Source organism: Microbacterium sp. NPDC055455 (assembly GCF_053619935.1).
In genome coordinates this window covers 709805-726680 of sequence record NZ_JBSHLB010000001.1, presented here as the reverse complement: position 1 = coordinate 726680, position 16876 = coordinate 709805, and the positions used below count along the sequence as shown (strand labels likewise).

The window sequence follows — 16876 nt, the reverse complement described above, 5'->3', positions numbered from 1 at the left end:
TGCGGACTCAGCCGCCGGCCGCGGGCGGGGTGCGCTGGGAGTCGGCGAGCTCGTCGACCAGGAGCCCTGCCTCGTCGAAGGTGCCGTTGCGGTACGCCTGCCGGCCCACCATGTGCGCCGACAGGGGCGCGGTCGCCAGCTGGATGAGGACGACCGGCACGAGGAAGGCCACCACCGGCCACGACCGCAGTGACAGCGCGATGGCCAGGCAGATGAGGATGAGGCCGAGCACCTGCGGCTTGGTGGCCGCGTGCAAGCGCGTCGGCACGTCGCGGAACCGCAGCAGGCCGATCGCGGCGGTCAGGCACAGCAGCGCGCCGGCGAGGATCAGGATCAGGGCGATCCAATCCAGGACGACGGTGGGCTCCATCGCGGTCTCCATCAGCGATCCGGGTCCCTTCTCGCGACGAACCGGGCGATCGACACCGAGCCGAACACGCCGACCGCCGCGATGATCAGCAGCACCGGGAGCGTGCGGGTGTGCTGGTTGATCGCCATCTCGGCGCCGAGCACGCACAGCACCAGCGTGAGGAGGACATCGGATGCCACGGCCCGGTCGAGGATCGACGGCCCGATCACGATGCGCCACAGGGTCAGCAGCGCCGCCGCGGCGAAGACGACGTAGATGACGATCAGCAGCACGTTCATCGGGCGCCTCCCTCGGTGCGCTTCCCGGTCGCGGTCACCTTCGTGCGCACACCGTCGGCCCTCCGCACCGCCCGCAGCTGGGCGCGCGACCCGGCCGCGCGCACGATGCGGGCCTCCCAGCGCAGCACGCTCTCGCGCTGCCGCTCCACGGCGGCGGCGTCGCGCACCCCGATCACGTGCAGATAGAGGATGCGGCGGTCGCGATCGGCGTCGACGATGAGCGAGCCGGGGATGAGCGATGCCGTGACGCCGGTGTGGGTCATGATGAGGTCGTCGTCGGTGCGCAGCTGCACGGCGATGATCGCGGCGCCGGGCTGCCGGCGGACGTCGAGCACCTGCCAGGCCACCGTGAGCGAGCCCCGCAGCACCGCCAGCAGGAACTCCAGGATGAACACGAACCCCCACCACAGGTTGAGGCGGCCGGACAGCTCGACGGGCGGCAGCCGGAAGACGCGCGCCACGATGAGCGCCGCGACCAGTCCGGTGAGGAACGCCAGCCACGTGAACTGGCCCCACAGCAGCATCCACAGCGCGATGAGCCAGGCGAAGAACGGCAGCTGCCGCCACGCCGTGGCCAGGCTCCGGCGGAAGGCGCTGCGGGGTGCGGTGCGGGTGCGGTCGGCGGTCACGGCGTCCCCTCCGTCACCTGCACGTCATCCTCCAGCTGCGTGAGCGAGACGGGCTCGAGCAGCGCCTCGCCGATGCGTGTGCACACGTCGTACAGCGGGCCGGCGAAGACCGTGAGCGCGACCGTCACCGCCACCATGCCGGTGGTCGCCGCGGTCATGATCTTCGGGATGACCCGGCGCTCGGTCTCGACGCCCGCCGCCGGGGAGGCGCCCAGGTACGAGATGCGCGCCTCGGTCTCGGCGGAGTCGTCGTCCTCGCGCCAGAACGACAGGTTCCAGGCCCGCATGAGGGCGTAGAGGGTGAGCAGGCTGGTGAGGATGCCGCCCACCATGAGCACCATCATGATCGGCGTGCCGACCTGCGCGGCGGCGTCGAACAGGGCGAACTTGCCGATGAAGCCGGAGAAGGGCGGCAGCCCGCCCAGGTTGACGGCCGGGATGAAGTACAGCACCGCGATCACCGGCGCCGCCTTCATGAGCCCCTTGACGCGCAGGATCGAGGTCGAGCCGGCATCGCGCTCGACGAGACCGACCGCGAGGAAGAGGGTGGTCTGGACCACGATGTGGTGGACCATGTAGTAGATGGTCGCGCCGATCGCCGCCGGTGTCGCGATCGCGAGCCCGAAGATCATGTAGCCGATGTGGCTGACGAGCGTGAACGAGAGGATTCGTTTGAGCTCGGCCTGCGCGACCGCGCCGAGCACGCCGACGATCATCGTCGCCAGCGCCACCCACATCAGCAGATCGTTCACGTCGTTGTCGAGGAACAGCTCGGTCTCGGTGCGGATGATCGCGTAGACGCCGACCTTGGTCAGGAGGCCCGCGAACACCGCGGTCACCGGCGCCGGCGCCGTCGGGTAGGAGTCCGGCAGCCAGAACGACAGCGGGAAGACGGCGGCCTTGATGCTGAACGCCAGCAGCAGCATGAGGTGCAGGATCGTCTGGGTCTCCTGCGGCAGCTCGCGCACGCGCTCGGAGATCTGCACCATGTTCACCGTGCCGAGGGCGCCGTAGATCATGGCGATCGCGGCGAGGAACAGGATGGACGAGACCAGCGAGACGACGATGTACACCACGCCGGTGCGGATGCGGGACTCGGTCGAGCCGAGCGTGATGAGCACGTACGAGGCGACGAGGAGGATCTCGAAACCGACGTAGAGGTTGAACAGGTCGCCGGCGATGAACGCGTTGAAGATGCCGGCGCCCAGGATGAGGTACGACGGGTGGAAGATCGACACCGGGGTCTCGTCGTCGCCGTCGGCGGCGCCCTGGCCGACCGAGAAGAGCAGGACCGCCAGGAGTACGACGCTCGAGACCATCACGAGCAGCGCCGCCAGCCGGTCCACGTACAGCACGATCCCGAACGGGATGGGCCACCCGCCGACCGACACGGCGATCGGCAGGTCGCCGACGTCGACGACGTACAGCAGGACGGCCGCGACGACGGTCACCGCGGTGAGCGTCACCACCGACACGGCGACCTGGGTCCTGCGGTGGCGGCCCGCGATCAGCGCCACGGCCGCGCCGAGGAGCGGCAGCGTCACCAGGAGCGGGACCAGGGCCGGGGCGAACTGGGTCATGCGTCACCGCCCCTGTCGCCGCGCCCTCGGTCCGCCGGGCGGTCGACCGGCGCGTCGTCGCGGACGCCGGCGACGTCGCGCGCCCCGAGGATCGTGATCGGCGCGGTGGCCGTGCCCACGAAGTCCGTGGTGGCGTCGTCGTCGGCGTCTTCGATCTCGGTCTCTTCGTCCATCGTGTCTTCGGTCTCGGCGGCACGCTCGCGCACCTCGATGTCGGCGGCGTCGTCGGTCACGGTGTCGGCCTGGCCGAGCTGCCACGAGCGGTATATGAGGGCCAGCAGGAAGGCAGAGACGGCGAACGTGATGACGATGGCGGTCAGCGTGAGCGCCTGCGGCAGCGGGTCCGACATCTCGTCGACGCTCCCCGAGCCGAAGAAGGGCGCCACTCCCGGCTCGCCCATGACGATCAGCAGCAGGAGGTTCGCGGCGTTGCCCAGCAGCAGGAACCCGATGAGCACGCGCGTGAGACTGCGCTCGAGCATCGCGTAGACGCCGCACGCGAAGAGCACCGCCATCACGATGATGAGCACGAGCGACACGTTCACGAGACGCTCACCCCCTGCGCGGCGGGCGACTCCAGCGCCTGGCGGTCGACCTCGGCGCCGAGGCTGCGCAGCACGTCGAGCACGAGGCCGATGACGACGAGGTAGACCCCGACGTCGAAGATCGTCGACGTGACGAACTCCACGTGCCCGAGCACCGGGAGCTCGGCCTCCCAGAACTGGCTGGTGAGCGGGGCCTCGCCGAAGAACAGCGGGACGATCGCACACGCCACGGCGATCGTCATGCCGGCGCCCAGGAGGCGCCCGGCGTCGGTGGGCGCGGCGGCGCCGAGCTCGTAGCGACCGCCGGCGATGTAGCGCATGACGAGCGCCATGCCCGCGACGAGTCCGGCGGCGAATCCGCCGCCGGGGAGGTTGTGGCCGGCGAAGAGCAGGTACAGCGACACGATGACGATCGTGTGGAAGAGGATCCGCACGATCACCTCCAGCATGATCGAGCGGTTCTCGGGCCGCACGCGCTGACCGCCCACGAGCCAGGCCATCCGTCCGCTGCCGCGGGCGTCCTCGCGCTGCTTGAGACCGTCGGAGGTCTCGACGAGCGGGCGGCGGGCGCGCGTCGCCCCGCTCGGCAGCGGCTGGATGAAGCGCGAGAGCGTGTCGGCGCGGTGGGTCACGAAGACGAGGGATGCCACGCCCGTCGCCGCGAGGATCAGCACCGAGAGCTCGCCCATCGTGTCCCAGCCGCGCAGGTCGACCAGCGCGACGTTCACGACGTTCCTGCCGTGGCCGATCTCGTACGCGAGGTCCGGGAAGGCGCCGGAGATCGGCTCCTGGACGCGGGCTCCGGTGGCGACGATCGCCACGAGCGCCATCGTGACGCCGACGGCGGCGCCCAGGACGGCGCGGGCCACCGGCCAGACCGAGGCGTTGTGCTCGCCGAGGCGGGACGGGATGCGGCGGAGCACGAGCGCGAAGGCGACGAGCGTCACCGTCTCGACGAGGATCTGGGTGAGCGCGAGGTCGGGTGCGCCGCTCGTCGCGAACAGCAGCACCATGCCCAGGCCCGTGACCGACACCAGGACGACGCCGGTGTAGCGCTTGCGCGCGCGGACGGCGATGAGCCCGGCCGCGATCATGAGCGGCGCCACGAACAGCTGGGTCGGGGTGTGGTACGCGTCCAGCTGCGCCTGCCACTCGTCGCTCGCGATGAGCGCGGTGGCCTCGGCCGCGACGAAGACCACGAAGATCGTGCCCACGTAGACGGGCAGCGAGCCGCGCTGCGTCATGCTCGTCGTCACCACCGACAGTCGCGCCACGCCGCGCAGCGTCGCGTTGTAGGCGTCGGCGGCCGTGAAGGGGAGCAGGCGCTTCGCCGGGCGCCAGCCGCGCGTGAGCACGAAAACCAGCACGCCGACGACGATCGTGGCCAGCGAGATCCCCAGCGCGGGCTCGAGACCGTGCCACAGCGCGAGGTGGGCAGGGTGCTCGGGAGCGGACACACCGGGCGTCGCGGGCGGAGCCTGATCCGCGTACGGCGCGAACGCCTCATCCAGCCACGGCGTGGCGAGTCCGGCGACGACGGTGAGCGCGGCGAGCAGGATCGGCGCCACCAGGAAGCCGATCGGCGGGTCGGGCCACTCCGTCTCGGGCAGACGGTCGCCGCCCGGCTCGCGCTTCGTCCAGAACGCGCCCCAGAGGAAGCGGATGCCGTAGGCCGCGGTCAGCACGGACCCGAGGGCGATGCCCGCCAGCGCGACGACGCCCCAGACGGCGCCGCCCTGCGCCTCGAACAGCAGCGCCGTGAGCACGCCCTCCTTCGCGACGAATCCGATGGTGGGCGGGAGCCCCACCATCGAGGCCACGGCGATGATCGAGAACGTCGCCATCACGGGTGCCTGCCGCCCGACGCCGGAGAGCTCGGTGAGGTCGCGGGTGGAGAGCTGACGGTCGAGGACACCGACGACGAGGAACAGTGCCGACTTGAACAGCGCGTGACTCAGCAGGAGCGCGAGGCCCGCGAGGGCGGCATCCCGCGTCCCGTAGCCGAGCACGACGGCGAGCATGCCGAGCTGGCTCACGGTGCCGAAGGCGAGCACGCGCTTGAGGTCGGTCTCGCGGAGCGCCTGGAACCCGCCGAGGAGCATCGTGAAGACCCCGAGGGCGATGACGATCGGTCGCCACGTGGGCGCGATCGCGAACACCGGCGCGAGCCGGGCGATGAGGTAGATACCGGCCTTCACCATGGCCGCCGCATGCAGGTAGGCGCTGACCGGGGTGGGCGCCGCCATGGCGCCGGGAAGCCAGAAGTGGAAGGGGAAGATCGCGGACTTGCTCAGCGCGCCGACCAGGATAAGCACGAGGGCCGCGTCCACGATGGGCCCCGTCGGTGCCTGCGAGAGGATGGCCGAGATGCTCGAGGTGTTGGCGTCGACGACGAGCAGGACGACGCCGATCAGCATCACCAGACCGCCGAGGGTCGTGACCAGCAGCGCCTGCAGTGCGGCACGGCGGCTCGCCGCCCGGCGGTTGTAGTACCCGATGAGCAGGTACGACAGCACGCTCGTGACCTCCCAGAACATCACGAGCACGACGAGGTCGTTGGTGAGCACCAGGCCGTACATCGCGCCGGCGAAGGCCAGCAGGACGGCCGCGAACTGCCCGAGGTTCTCCTTCTTGTCGCGGAAGTACCAGCGGCAGTAGATCATCACGAGCGCGCCGACGCCGGTGACCACGAGGGTCATGAGCCAGGAGAGCGTGTCCATGCGCAGCGACATGTCGATGCCGAGCGGCGGGATCCAGGCGTATGACTCGAACGGAATGTCACCGGCCAGGACGGCCGGCGACATCGCCGCCGCGTGCGCGAATCCGGCGATCGGAAGGATCGCGGCGAGGTAGAAGGCCGAGGCGCCGAGGCGTGCCACCAGCCATGGCAGCAGGATCGGGAGGACCGCGAACGCGCCGAGAACGAGGAGCATTCAAGCCTCCTCTGGTCGTCGGCCGCGCTGGACGTCAGGGGACGGCGCGAGTCAAGGCGATCGGGGTGTCGTGGACCATCCTACCGGCCCGGCTTGCCCGCCCGGGCGGATGCCGTGCGAGGAATGACCTCCCGGGAGCCCGGCGAGCGCACTACTCCGTGGGTGCCGGCCCGGTGGTGTTCCCCTCGCGGAACGTGCACGTGAAGCGGATCGACGCCGCGGGCGCGCCCTCCAGCATGGCGGCGACCGCCGCGCCCGCGGCCCGGCCCTTGTCGGTCGCGGGCTGCACGAGGGTCGTGAGGTCGTAGGGAGCCAGTCCGTCGACGACGATGCCGTCGAACCCGGTCACGCTGACGTCCTCCGGCACGCGGAGCCCCGCCTCCTCGGCGGCCCTGATCACCCCGGCCGCGAGCAGGTCGCTCTGCGCGATGACGGCGGTCGGACGGCGGTCGGGATCGGCGAAGATCTCCCGGCCGGCGGCCAGCCCCTCGTCGATGAAGCTGCCGGCGGCGGCGTAGGCGGCGGCATCCGGGAACACGTCCAGCGCCCCGGCGAGCCGCTCGCGGGTCACGTCGACCGTGATCCCGGTGTCGTCGTGCAACCAGCCGCGCTGCCAGCCCGCCCGCGCGGGCAGGGCGACCACGACGGCCCTGCGGTGGCCGAGCGCGCGCAGGTGGCTGGCGGCCTGGCGCTGCGCCTCGCGATTGTCCAGGCCGATGCGGGGGACGTCGTCTCCGGCATCCCCCTCGATGACGACGACGGGGATGCGGCGCGCCTTGACGGTCTCGAGCGACTCCCGCAGCAGTCCGCTGCAGCCGATGAGCACGGCGGCGTCCAGCGGCGCCGTGGTCAGGGACGGCCCGCCGCCCGTCGGCTCGTGGTCGCGCAGCAGCAGGAGCCCTGCTCCGAGCGGCGTGACCGCATCGGCCAGGCCGTCCATCATGAGCGTCTTGACCGGGTCCTGGAACGCCGTGCCGAGGTGCTCCTCGAAGACGACGCCGACGATCCCGGAGCGGCCGCGCCGCAGCGACGCCGCCCGGGGATCAGGACCGGTGTAGCCGAGGGATGCCGCGGCGTCGAGCACGCGCCGGCGCGTGGCATCCGACACCGGCGTCTTGCCGCTGAAGACCACCGACGCCGTCGACGGCGAGACGCCGGCCTCGCGGGCGACGTCCGAGATGGTGGCACGGCGCGTGCCGGAGTCGTGTCGGGTCATGTCGTGACGATCGTAGCCCGTGCCGCTCGGGCGGTCGAATCGATTCGAGGAATGCCGGAGGGACTCGGTACCCTGTGCTGATGGACTCCCTGCTCACCCGAACGCAGCTCGTCGCCTGGCGCACCGCGATCTTCACGATCTTCTTCGTCACCGGCCTCGGCTTCGCCTCGTGGGCATCGCGTCTGCCGGCGGTCAAGAACGATCTCGGCATCAATGACCTGCAGGTCGGCATCCTGCTCTTCGTCGCGGGCGCCGCGTCCATCGTCGGCCTCTCCCTCGCCAACGTCATCGTCGTGCGCTGGGGAGCCCGCCGCGGGATGATCGCCACCATCATCACCTTCTCGCTCGGCGTCGCGGTCGTCGGCGTGGGCGTGCAGACGATGGAGTCGTACGCGATCACCGCCGTCGGACTCGGGCTCATGGGCATCGGCATGAGCGCGACAGACGTGATGATGAACGTCGAGGCCGCGGCGGTCGAGCAGGCCTTCGAGCGCACCCTCATGCCCCTCTTCCACGCCTTCTTCAGCATCGGCACGGTCGTGGGCGCAGGGATCGGGGTGGCCATGGCGGCATGGCAGGTCGGCGTCGGCTGGCACCTGTGGGCGATCGGCGTGCTGGTCCTCGCCGCTGGGCTGTTCTCGCTGCGCGCGGTCCCCTCGCGGGAGATCGTCCACGACGATCCCGCGACGAAGGCGACCCGGCGCGAGCGGATCGCCGAAGCGCTCTCCGTGTGGCGCGATCCGCGCACGTACGCCATCGGCGCGATCATGCTCGGCATGGCGTTCGCAGAGGGCAGCGCCAACGACTGGCTCACGATCGCGATGGTCGACGGCCACGATCAGACCGAGGCCGTCGGCGCGGTCGCCCTCACCGTCTTCTCGGTGGCGATGACGGTCTTCCGCATCCTCGGCGGCCCGCTCGTCGATCGCATCGGGCGCGTGTGGACGCTGCGGATCCTGGCGGTCGCCGCGGCCGTGGGCCTGGTGATGTTCATCCTGGCGCCCTCGCTGCCCATCGCGTTCATCGGCGTGGCGCTGTGGGGCGCCGGCGCCTCCCTCGGCTTCCCCCTCGGCATGTCCGCGGCGGCAGACGATCCCGCCAAGGCCGCGGCATCCGTCTCGGCCGCCGCCACGATCGGCTACCTGGCGTTCCTGTGTGGGCCGCCGATCCTCGGCTGGATCAGCCACGAGATCGGCATCCTGCCGACCCTCTGGATCATCGTGGGTCTCATCGTGATGTCGGGACTCGCCTCGGGCGCGGCGAAGCCGATCGCCGGATCGCACGTCGGCGCCGGCCACGCGCACCGGTGATGGTGCAGGGCCGGGCGGTCGCCCGGCGTCTCTAGAGGCGGTCGGCGACCGTCGCCGCGACCGTCAGCCACGCATCCCGCGTCTCGGGGGCGAGGGCGTCGAAGTCGATCGGCCCGCCGTCCACCAGGGACGGGTCGAACGGCGCGCTGACGACCGCCGACGTGACCTGCTCGAAGTGACGCGAGAGGCGCGTCTCGAGGCGGCGGTCCGGGCGTGAGGACGGCGCGGTGAGCACGGTCACGGCGTCGTCGATCTTGTCGCCGAACCCCTTCTCGCGCAGCCCGTCCAGCAGCCAGGCGGCACTGGCGGCGGTGTCCTCGCGCACCGTCGAGACGATCACCAGCTGGTCGGCCGCGGCGACGGCGGCCACCCAGTTGGAGGCGCGCATGTTGTTGCCGGTGTCGACGATCATGAGGCGGTAGTACCTGCGGAGCAGGGCGTGCAGCCGGTCGAATGCCGCCGAGTCGATCGTCGAGGATGCCGCCGCGTCCTCGTCGGACGCCAGGACGTCGAAGCGCGCGTCGACCTGCGTGCGCACGTACGTGTCGAGCGCCGCGAGGCTCGAGCCCTGCGGATTCCAGAACTCGTCGAGATCGGCGAGCAGGTCCACGGCGGTCCGGTGATGGGGCGCGTTCTGTGCGCGCCAGCCCAGCGTGCCGCGGGTCTCGTTGTTGTCCCAAGCCAGGGTCGCGCCGCCGCGGAGCGTGCCGAACGTCGCCGCGAGCAGCAGGGTGCTCGTGGTCTTGTGGGCCCCGCCCTTCGGGTTGAGCACGACGATCGTGCGCGGGGCGTCGAGGCGTCGCTGCACCCGCTTCACGCGGTCGAGCCGCTCCTGCTCGGCGCGGCCCGGCGCCGGCGAGACCAGGCCGCCGGTGGCGCGGCGGATGACGCCCTGCCATCCCTCGGTCGCGCGCGGGCGGGTGCTGCTGCCGCCGCGCGACTCGAGCAGGTCCTGGACGGTGGGCCGCGCGGGGCCGCGGCTGTCACTCCCCGCGCGCACCGGGGAGTCGGCGGGGGTCGCCGGCACAGCGGGGGTCGCCGGCACAGCGGGGGTCGCCGGCACTGCGGGGGTCGCCGGCACGGCGGACGTCGCCGGCACGGCGGACGTCGCCGGCACCGCGGGGGCCGGCACGACGGGGGCAGGCACGGCCGAGATCGGCGTGGCGGGGGCCGGCACGGCGGACACCGGGAGGGGCGCGGTCGACGCGCGGGGCGTCGGCTCCGCCGCGTCCTCGGAGTCGGCGAGGTCGCCGACGGCGATGCGCCCGGTCTCGGGCGTGGCGGGGTCGAGGGACTCCGCGTAGGTACCGTCGGGGTGCACCACGAGCGGCCAGCGGGACGCGCCCTCGACGAGCGTGGCCTGTGCCGGCTCGCCCGACGAGGCGGCGAGCTGGCGCATCTCCTCGACGATCCGGTCGCGCAGGGCGCGGGGGTCGGGGGCGACGACCTCTTCGACCTCGGTGCCGACGTGCAGTTCGGCGACGGTGCTGGAAAGGATGTGCACGGTCGCATCGGGGTGACGCGAAGTCATCGGTTCTCCTCCGGGAGGGCGGAATCAGGCGCCGGCGGCACGGTGGGGCGGCCGCCGATCGGTGGGGGCAGGCGGTGGGCGCGGAGGCCGGCGAGGGCCGTCGGAGCGCGAGCACGCGCGTGGGCGCGCGTTCGGCGTGCATGTTCACGGTAGTCGACGCTCGCCGCTCACGCCGCCTCGGCGAGCGCGGACTAGGCTCTTCGGGTGCGTCTCGTCATCGCCCGCTGCTCGGTCGACTACACCGGTCGGCTCAACGCCCACCTCCCGCTCGCGACGCGCCTGCTGGTGCACAAGGGCGACGGCAGCCTGCTCGTGCACTCCGACGGCGGCTCGTACAAGCCGCTGAACTGGATGAGCCCGCCCTGCCGCCTGGACGTCGAGATCCCGGATGCCGAATCCGCCGCCGCGGGCGTCCTCGAGCACTGGCGGGTCACACACGCCAAGACCGGCGACGCGCTGCTCGTGCGCATCTACGAGGTGCTGCACGACACCTCGCACGAGCTGGGCCTCGACCCCGGCCTGCAGAAGGACGGTGTCGAGGCCGACCTGCAGCGCCTCCTCGCCGAGCAGGTGGACGTGATCGGCGACGGGCTCACCCTCGTGCGCCGCGAGTACCCCACGGCGATCGGTCCCGTCGACCTCCTGCTGCGCGACCCGGAGGGCGGGACGATCGCGGTCGAGGTCAAGCGACGCGGCGACATCGACGGTGTCGAGCAGCTGACCCGCTACCTCGAGCTGCTGGGACGCGACCCGCACCTCGCGCCGGTGACCGGGGTCTTCGCGGCCCAGGAGATCAAGCCTCAGGCGAAGGTGCTGGCCGCGGATCGCGGCATCCGCTGCGTCACCCTCGACTACGAGGGCATGAAGGGCATCGAGTCCGGCGCTCCCCGGCTGTTCTGAGGCGGGCCCGCCCGGCCGGGGGCTTGTGTGTTGTCGGTGCGACGGTACATACTGTCGCGAAGACAGTACCGAGAACGGATGCCGTGCAATGACGCTCGACGACTTCCGGCGTGAGATCGCCGACCCCGCCATCGAATTCCGCCCCGAGCTGCGCTGGTGGCTCGCGGAGGGCCTGCACACCGACGCCACACTCCGGCGCGAGATCGACGACGCCCACCGGCTCGGCTTCGGCGGCATGGAGTTCCTCGCGATGGACGAGGGTGCGATCGACCATGCCCGGTACGGCTGGGGGTCGGAGGAGTGGGTGCACGACTCGCAGGTGGTCGTCGAGGAGACGACCCGTCGCGGCATGTCGGTGAGCTTCACCTCGGGCACGAACTGGTCCAACGCCAACCTCCCGACGATCGACCCCGACCAGCCCGCCGCCGCGCAGGAGCTCGATGTCGTCCACGAGACGCTCGCCGGCGGCGAGTCCCGCAGCGGAGCGCTGCCGCGCATCGACCTCGACGCGCCGATCGCCGAGACGACCCTCCCCGGCCATCGCGGCACGGTGACGCGGCAGCACCTCGTGGCGGTCGTCGCGGCACGCCTCGCGGGCGAGGGCGTCCTCGACGTCGCCTCGGTCGTGGATCTGACCGCCCTGGTCGACGGCGAGCAGCTCGACTGGACCGCGCCGGCCGACGGCCGGTGGCGCCTCTTCGCGTACTGGATGCACGGCACGGGTCAGACCGCCTCGCCGTCGGCGGGCGTGAACCACACCGTGAACTACCTCGACCGCGACGGGGTGGACGCCGTCATCGCGTACTGGGACGACGTCGTGCTGACACCCGAGCTGCGCGCCGAGCTGAGCCGCAACCCGCGCGCGCAGATGTACATGGACTCGCTGGAGCTGTCCACCTACGGCGCGGGCGGGCTGTTCTGGGGGTTCACCGTCGCCGAGGAGTTCCGCGCGCGGCGCGGCTACGACATCACGCCGTGGCTTCCCTTCCTCACGCGCGACGTGCCGTTCATGGCGGTCTCGACCGTCTACCACCACCAGCCCGCCGACGACGCCGACCGCACGACGGTCGACAAGGTCCGGTTCGACTACGCGCGCACGCTCACCGACCTGTACATCGAGAACATGCTCCGTCCGTTCGCCGAGTTCCTGCACGGCGTGGGCATGACGCTGCGGGCCGAGATCAGCTACGGCCTGCCGTTCGAGCTCACCCGGCCGGGTCCGGAGGTCGACGGCATCGAGACGGAGTCCCTCGAGTTCGGCGCCCAGATCGACGCGTATCGGCTCATGGCCGGCCCCGCGCACCTGTTCGGCAAGCAGTACTCGTCCGAGACGGGCGCCACGACGCGCAACCACATGCTCGACCACCGCTTCTACGACCAGATCATCGCCACCCAGCTGGCGGCGGGGATCACCAAGACGGTCCTGCACGGCTGGGCCAGCCCCGCCGGCGCCGAGGGCGTGACCGAGTGGCCGGGCCACGAGGGCATGTGGCCGATGTTCTCGGAGCGGTTCGACACCCGCCAGCCGGGGTGCGAGTTCTATCCGCTGTGGACCGCGGCGATCGGCCGCCTCCAGTACGCCCTCCGCCGTGGGCGGCCCCGCATCGACGTGGGCATCCTCCGCACCGACCACTTCACCGACAACCTCATCGGCGTCGCCTTGGCGGACGTCGATGGCGAGCGGATCCCCGACGAGGTCGCCTACGGCACGATGTGGATGCGCGACCGGCAGAACCACTGGTGGCAGGACCTGGGGATGCAGGACGCCGGCATCACCTACGAGTTCTTCGACGGATCGCTGCTGCTGCGGGACGACGTGACGTTCGACGGCGACGAGGTGCAGCCCGGCGGCCCCGGCTACCGCGCCCTCATCGTCTACCAGAGCACGCTCGACCCCGACACGGCCGCGCACCTGCTGACGTGGGCCCGGCGCGGCCTGCGCCTGGTCATCGTGGACGGAGCGCGCGAGCTGGAGTCGCTGCGCGACCAGCGCTTCCGCACGCACGAGCGCGCGGCATCCGCCACCCCCGGTCTCGACGGCCGGGACGACGAGCTGGCGGGGGTCATGACGGAGCTGCGACGGTTGCCGAGCGTGCGGGTGGTCTCGCCCTCCGGCGTCGTGGCCGCTCTCGACGAGCTCGGGGCCGGCGGCCGCGCGCGCTTCGTCGAGGACGACCGGCACGTGCTCACGCACCTGCGCGAGGACGGCGACCTGACCGTGCTCTACGCGTATCACTTCCTCTACGAGACGACCGAGTCGACGACGGTCCGCGTGCGGCTGCAGGGGTCCGGCGCGGTCCACCGCCTCGACGCGTGGAGCGGCCGGCTGCGGCCGCACCTCGGCGCGCGGCGCGACGGCGAGGGCACCGTCGTCGAGCTGACGCTGGCTCCCGGTGAGGTCGCCGTCGTGGTGCTGGACAGGGCGACGGATGCCGACGACTCGGCCGCCCCGCCCGTCGCCGAGGTCGCGCGCGCCGACGAGTGGGAGCTCGTCGTCGAGAGCTGGGACGCCGGCGAGCCCGAAGTGCTCACGGAGGACCGCGGGCTCGGCTACGTCTCGACGGAGGTGCGCCCGACGACCGCCGTGACACCGCGGGACGCCGGTCGCGTGCGGCTCGCCCCGTGGTCGGAGCTCGACGCGATCGGGCCGGAGGTGTCGGGCGTCGGCGAGTACCGCGCGACGCTGCGCGCCCCGGATCCGGCCCCCGGCGCGCGCTACGTCCTCCATCTCGGCTCGACGGCGGGCGGGCTCGGTTCGGTGCGCATCGGTGACGGTCCCGCGCGCGGCTTCGACACCGCGCACCCCGTCGTCGACGTCACCGACGACATCCGCGCGGGCGACAACGCGATCACCGTGCGCGTGGCCAGCTCGCTCAACAACAGGCTGCGCGCCCGCGGCTACTATGAGCGCGTCCCCGACATCATCGCGCGGGACAGCGGGCGGGAGGGGTTCCAGCGCGCGGTCGTGCGGGAGTACGGACTGCTGGGTCCCGTGCGACTGCTGCGGGAAGGGTGATGCGGGAGGGAGCCGGGGGCGATGGCACGAGGTGACGTCGACACCGACGCGTCCGCGGACCTGCGCCCGGTCGTCGGTGAGGACCCGCTCGATCTCCGCCTGTCGCTGGCGACGGTCATCCACTGGGCCGACAGCACGGCCGTCCGCAGGGACGTCATGGCGAGGGTCGACTTCCCCTCCGACGACATGGGCATGTTCCTCGTGGTGAACCAGCTCTCGTACAACGGCGCCATGCGGCCCGTCGAGCTCTCGGCGGCCCTGGGGATGACGGCGACCAACATGAGCAAGATCGTCGGCCGCCTCGTGCAGGCCGGCCTCGTCGTTCGCGTCGCCGCCCCCGATGACGACCGGGGTGTGCTGGTGGCCCTCACCGCCGAGGGCCGCCGCATCGGCGGGCGCATCATGGCGACCGCCGAGCAGAACCTGCGCGATGCGCTCGCGGACTGGTCACCGGCCGAGGTGGACCAGCTGCGGCGGATGATGGCGCGGCTGGCCCGCGGGCGGCGCGGCGCGTCCGCATAGGGTGGACTCATGCCGAGTCGATCGCCGTGGACCTGTGTGCTCTGGGACGTGGACGGGACGATCGTCGATGCGTCCGACGGCATCCTGCGGCGCCTCACGATCTGCCTCGAGCACTTCGGCAGGCGCCCGCCGACCCGCGCCGAGCTCGTGCACTGGATCGGCCCGCCGATGTACGAGTCCTTCCAGGTCAACGTCGGCATGACGCCGGAGCAGTCCGCCGAGGCCGTGGCGTTCTACCGCCGGCTCGGCAAGGAGGACGGCTACACCACGGGGGCGAAGCTGTTCCCCGGCATCGCCGAGCTGATCACCGACGTCGCAGCCGCCGGCATCCCGCAGGCCACGGCCAGCTCCAAGCCCGAGGTCCAGGTGGACGCGCTGATGGACCACTTCGATCTGTCGCCCTCGCTCACCGCGATCGTGGGGGCGACGCCCGACGAACGGACCCTGAGCGCCAAGTCCGACATCGTCGCCGAGGCGCTGCGCCGCCTCGCCGCGGCCGGCGCCGACATCAGCCGCCCGGTGCTCGTCGGCGACCGGCACCACGACGTGGACGGGGGCGCCGAGCAGGGTGTGCCGGTGATCTTCGTCCGCTGGGGATTCAGCTGGCCGCACGAGTCGGAGGGCGCCCAGGCGGTGGTCGACGACGTCGACCAGCTCCGCACACTGCTGCTCGTCGGCGAGCAGGCATCGGAGGCCGCCGAGGACGTCGTCGTGGGCGCCGATGGCTGAGATCGTCGCCGCGATCCTGGGGTGGGTGGTGCCCGCCCTGGTCGTGTTCGGCGTCACGGCGCTCGCCATCGCCGCCATCGCCTGGGGGGTGCGCCGCGCACGCCGGTCGCCGCGGGCGCGCGCGGCGGCCGAGAAGGAGCGCGGCCGCGCCGGCGCCGCGCTGGTGCGCCTCGACGACGCGGTGTCCGAACTCGAGCTCGAGGTCGGGCTGTCGGGCGCGCTGTACGGCGGCGACGCGCCGCCGTCGCTGCGGCGGGCGCGGCTGACCGCGCAGCACGTCCGCGACGCGTCGTTCGAGGAGTACCGCGACCTCAGCGACGAAGGCCTCACGCCGGCCGACATCCGCCGCGCCTCGTCGCGGATCGAGCGGCACGCCCAGGAGGCCCTGGCCAAGGTCGCGTCTGCGCGCGCCGAGCACGCCGCGTGGGTCCGGTCGAACGTCTCGGCCGCCGGCCAGGTCGAGGCCGCCCGTCGCCGTCTCGCCGCGCTCCGCGCGTCGATGGGAGACCCGGCCGCCCTGGTGGCCGACCTGTCGTCGCGCTTCGCCGAGGAGGAGTGGCGGGATGCCGCGCGCGCGGCGCGTGCCGCGCTGGAAGGGTCCGCGGCGGCGGGACGCCACCTCGACGACGCGGCCGCCCGGGCCGGAGACCCGTCTCTGAGCGCCCTCGCCGACCTCGCCGCGGCGGAGCGGGCGCTGCGCCAGGCAGAGGTCGACTCCCGCAGCCTGGAGGAGACCCACCGGCTGGTGCTGCAGGCGGCGCAGGCCGTGCCCGAAGAGGTGTCGGCGGCGCGTGCGGCGCTGCGCCAGGCATCCGTGACGCGCGAGCACCTCGAGATCGCCGACGCCGAGCGCCTCGGCGCCGAGCTGCACGCCATCTCGGACGAGCTGGACCGCATCGAGGACGACGCCGCGCGGTGCCCCACCCGTGCGGTCCACGCCATCGCGCGGCTGCGCAGCCGGCTCGACATCGCGCTGGGCGACGCCCGGACCGCGCAGCAGCGCCTGCGGGGCGCGCGCACCGCCCTGCCCGGCACCCTCGCCGCCGCGCGCGGCGCGATCGCGCAGGCGGAGGCATCCGTCTCCCACGCCCATGCCGGAGCGGACGCTCGGGCCCGCCTCATCTCGGCGCAGCGGGAACTCGCCGAGGCGCGTCAGGCCGAAGACCCGGTCGAGGCGCTGGATGCGGCCCGGCGGGCGATGCGCGACGCCGAGGACGCCAGGTCGCTGGCCGAGTTCGCACGCACCGCGGTCGCGCCGGGCGACCACGGCGAGACGCGCCGCAGCTGAGGCCGCTGAGGCTGCCGGTCTCCGCCGCT

General features: G+C 72.4%; 14 protein-coding genes. 6 read left to right on the top strand and 8 right to left on the bottom strand.

Annotated features, from left to right (window positions below):
* Nucleotides 1-7: 7 nt before the first annotated feature.
* The 7 genes from mnhG to ACWGUG_RS03195 all read right to left on the bottom strand — a co-directional run bounded on the left by mnhG (nucleotide 8) and on the right by ACWGUG_RS03195 (nucleotide 7551).
* Entirely contained in the window at nucleotides 8-382 is a 375-nt protein-coding gene (gene mnhG, locus ACWGUG_RS03225; protein ID WP_336393963.1) for a monovalent cation/H(+) antiporter subunit G, read from the bottom strand.
* Entirely contained in the window at nucleotides 382-648 is a 267-nt protein-coding gene (locus tag ACWGUG_RS03220; RefSeq protein ID WP_336393964.1) for a monovalent cation/H+ antiporter complex subunit F, read from the bottom strand. The genes mnhG and ACWGUG_RS03220 overlap by 1 nt, the downstream gene beginning before the upstream one ends.
* Nucleotides 645-1277: a Na+/H+ antiporter subunit E gene (locus ACWGUG_RS03215; protein WP_452323813.1), complete on the bottom strand. Its 633-nt coding sequence runs from the start codon at nucleotides 1275-1277 to the stop codon at nucleotides 645-647. The genes ACWGUG_RS03220 and ACWGUG_RS03215 overlap by 4 nt, the downstream gene beginning before the upstream one ends.
* The gene (locus ACWGUG_RS03210; protein ID WP_336393965.1) at nucleotides 1274-2857 is read right to left on the bottom strand and encodes a Na+/H+ antiporter subunit D; all 1584 of its coding nucleotides are present in this window, start codon (nucleotides 2855-2857) and stop codon (nucleotides 1274-1276) included. Before ACWGUG_RS03210 ends, ACWGUG_RS03215 begins: the two co-directional genes overlap by 4 nt.
* Nucleotides 2854-3402, bottom strand: coding sequence for a Na(+)/H(+) antiporter subunit C (locus ACWGUG_RS03205; protein WP_336393966.1), 549 nt, complete (start codon nucleotides 3400-3402; stop codon nucleotides 2854-2856). The genes ACWGUG_RS03210 and ACWGUG_RS03205 overlap by 4 nt, the downstream gene beginning before the upstream one ends.
* Nucleotides 3399-6335 (bottom strand): Na+/H+ antiporter subunit A, encoded by a 2937-nt coding sequence (locus ACWGUG_RS03200; protein WP_378879369.1) that lies wholly within the window; start codon nucleotides 6333-6335, stop codon nucleotides 3399-3401. Before ACWGUG_RS03200 ends, ACWGUG_RS03205 begins: the two co-directional genes overlap by 4 nt.
* 151 nt (nucleotides 6336-6486) lie before the next feature.
* Complete coding sequence (locus ACWGUG_RS03195; RefSeq protein WP_336393968.1) at nucleotides 6487-7551, bottom strand: LacI family DNA-binding transcriptional regulator; 1065 nt, start codon at nucleotides 7549-7551, stop codon at nucleotides 6487-6489.
* A gap of 80 nt (nucleotides 7552-7631) precedes the next feature.
* On the opposite strand from ACWGUG_RS03195, the gene ACWGUG_RS03190 reads away from it, so the two are divergent.
* Nucleotides 7632-8861 carry an MFS transporter gene (locus ACWGUG_RS03190; protein WP_378879364.1) on the top strand — a complete coding sequence of 410 codons (1230 nt, stop codon included), beginning with the start codon at nucleotides 7632-7634 and terminating at the stop codon, nucleotides 8859-8861.
* Between the two features lie 31 nt (nucleotides 8862-8892).
* Here ACWGUG_RS03190 and ACWGUG_RS03185 read toward each other — a convergent pair whose 3' ends face one another.
* A complete protein-coding gene (locus ACWGUG_RS03185; protein ID WP_452323812.1) occupies nucleotides 8893-10392 on the bottom strand; it encodes a MinD/ParA family ATP-binding protein in 1500 nt (499 codons plus the stop codon).
* A gap of 204 nt (nucleotides 10393-10596) precedes the next feature.
* On the opposite strand from ACWGUG_RS03185, the gene nucS reads away from it, so the two are divergent.
* From nucS to ACWGUG_RS03160, 5 genes are all read left to right on the top strand, one after another.
* The gene (gene nucS, locus ACWGUG_RS03180; protein WP_336393971.1) at nucleotides 10597-11292 is read left to right on the top strand and encodes an endonuclease NucS; all 696 of its coding nucleotides are present in this window, start codon (nucleotides 10597-10599) and stop codon (nucleotides 11290-11292) included.
* A gap of 88 nt (nucleotides 11293-11380) precedes the next feature.
* Nucleotides 11381-14308 carry a glycosyl hydrolase gene (locus ACWGUG_RS03175; protein ID WP_452323811.1) on the top strand — a complete coding sequence of 976 codons (2928 nt, stop codon included), beginning with the start codon at nucleotides 11381-11383 and terminating at the stop codon, nucleotides 14306-14308.
* A 21-nt stretch (nucleotides 14309-14329) separates the two neighbouring features.
* Nucleotides 14330-14830 carry a MarR family winged helix-turn-helix transcriptional regulator gene (locus ACWGUG_RS03170; RefSeq protein WP_336393973.1) on the top strand — a complete coding sequence of 167 codons (501 nt, stop codon included), beginning with the start codon at nucleotides 14330-14332 and terminating at the stop codon, nucleotides 14828-14830.
* Nucleotides 14831-14839: 9 nt separating this feature from the next.
* Nucleotides 14840-15559 carry an HAD hydrolase-like protein gene (locus tag ACWGUG_RS03165; protein WP_378879354.1) on the top strand — a complete coding sequence of 240 codons (720 nt, stop codon included), beginning with the start codon at nucleotides 14840-14842 and terminating at the stop codon, nucleotides 15557-15559.
* Nucleotides 15552-16847 (top strand): hypothetical protein, encoded by a 1296-nt coding sequence (locus ACWGUG_RS03160; RefSeq protein ID WP_452323810.1) that lies wholly within the window; start codon nucleotides 15552-15554, stop codon nucleotides 16845-16847. Before ACWGUG_RS03165 ends, ACWGUG_RS03160 begins: the two co-directional genes overlap by 8 nt.
* The last annotated feature ends 29 nt before the right edge of the window (nucleotides 16848-16876 follow it).

Coding starts and splice junctions, on each gene's coding strand:
- mnhG (WP_336393963.1), bottom strand. CDS start 382: ATGGAGACCGCGATGGAGCCCACCGTCGTCCTGGATTGGATCGCCCTG.
- ACWGUG_RS03220 (WP_336393964.1), bottom strand. CDS start 648: ATGAACGTGCTGCTGATCGTCATCTACGTCGTCTTCGCCGCGGCGGCG.
- ACWGUG_RS03210 (WP_336393965.1), bottom strand. CDS start 2,857: ATGACCCAGTTCGCCCCGGCCCTGGTCCCGCTCCTGGTGACGCTGCCG.
- ACWGUG_RS03200 (WP_378879369.1), bottom strand. CDS start 6,335: ATGCTCCTCGTTCTCGGCGCGTTCGCGGTCCTCCCGATCCTGCTGCCA.
- ACWGUG_RS03195 (WP_336393968.1), bottom strand. CDS start 7,551: ATGACCCGACACGACTCCGGCACGCGCCGTGCCACCATCTCGGACGTC.
- ACWGUG_RS03190 (WP_378879364.1), top strand. CDS start 7,632: ATGGACTCCCTGCTCACCCGAACGCAGCTCGTCGCCTGGCGCACCGCG.
- ACWGUG_RS03185 (WP_452323812.1), bottom strand. CDS start 10,392: ATGACTTCGCGTCACCCCGATGCGACCGTGCACATCCTTTCCAGCACC.
- ACWGUG_RS03175 (WP_452323811.1), top strand. CDS start 11,381: ATGACGCTCGACGACTTCCGGCGTGAGATCGCCGACCCCGCCATCGAA.
- ACWGUG_RS03170 (WP_336393973.1), top strand. CDS start 14,330: ATGGCACGAGGTGACGTCGACACCGACGCGTCCGCGGACCTGCGCCCG.
- ACWGUG_RS03165 (WP_378879354.1), top strand. CDS start 14,840: ATGCCGAGTCGATCGCCGTGGACCTGTGTGCTCTGGGACGTGGACGGG.
- ACWGUG_RS03160 (WP_452323810.1), top strand. CDS start 15,552: ATGGCTGAGATCGTCGCCGCGATCCTGGGGTGGGTGGTGCCCGCCCTG.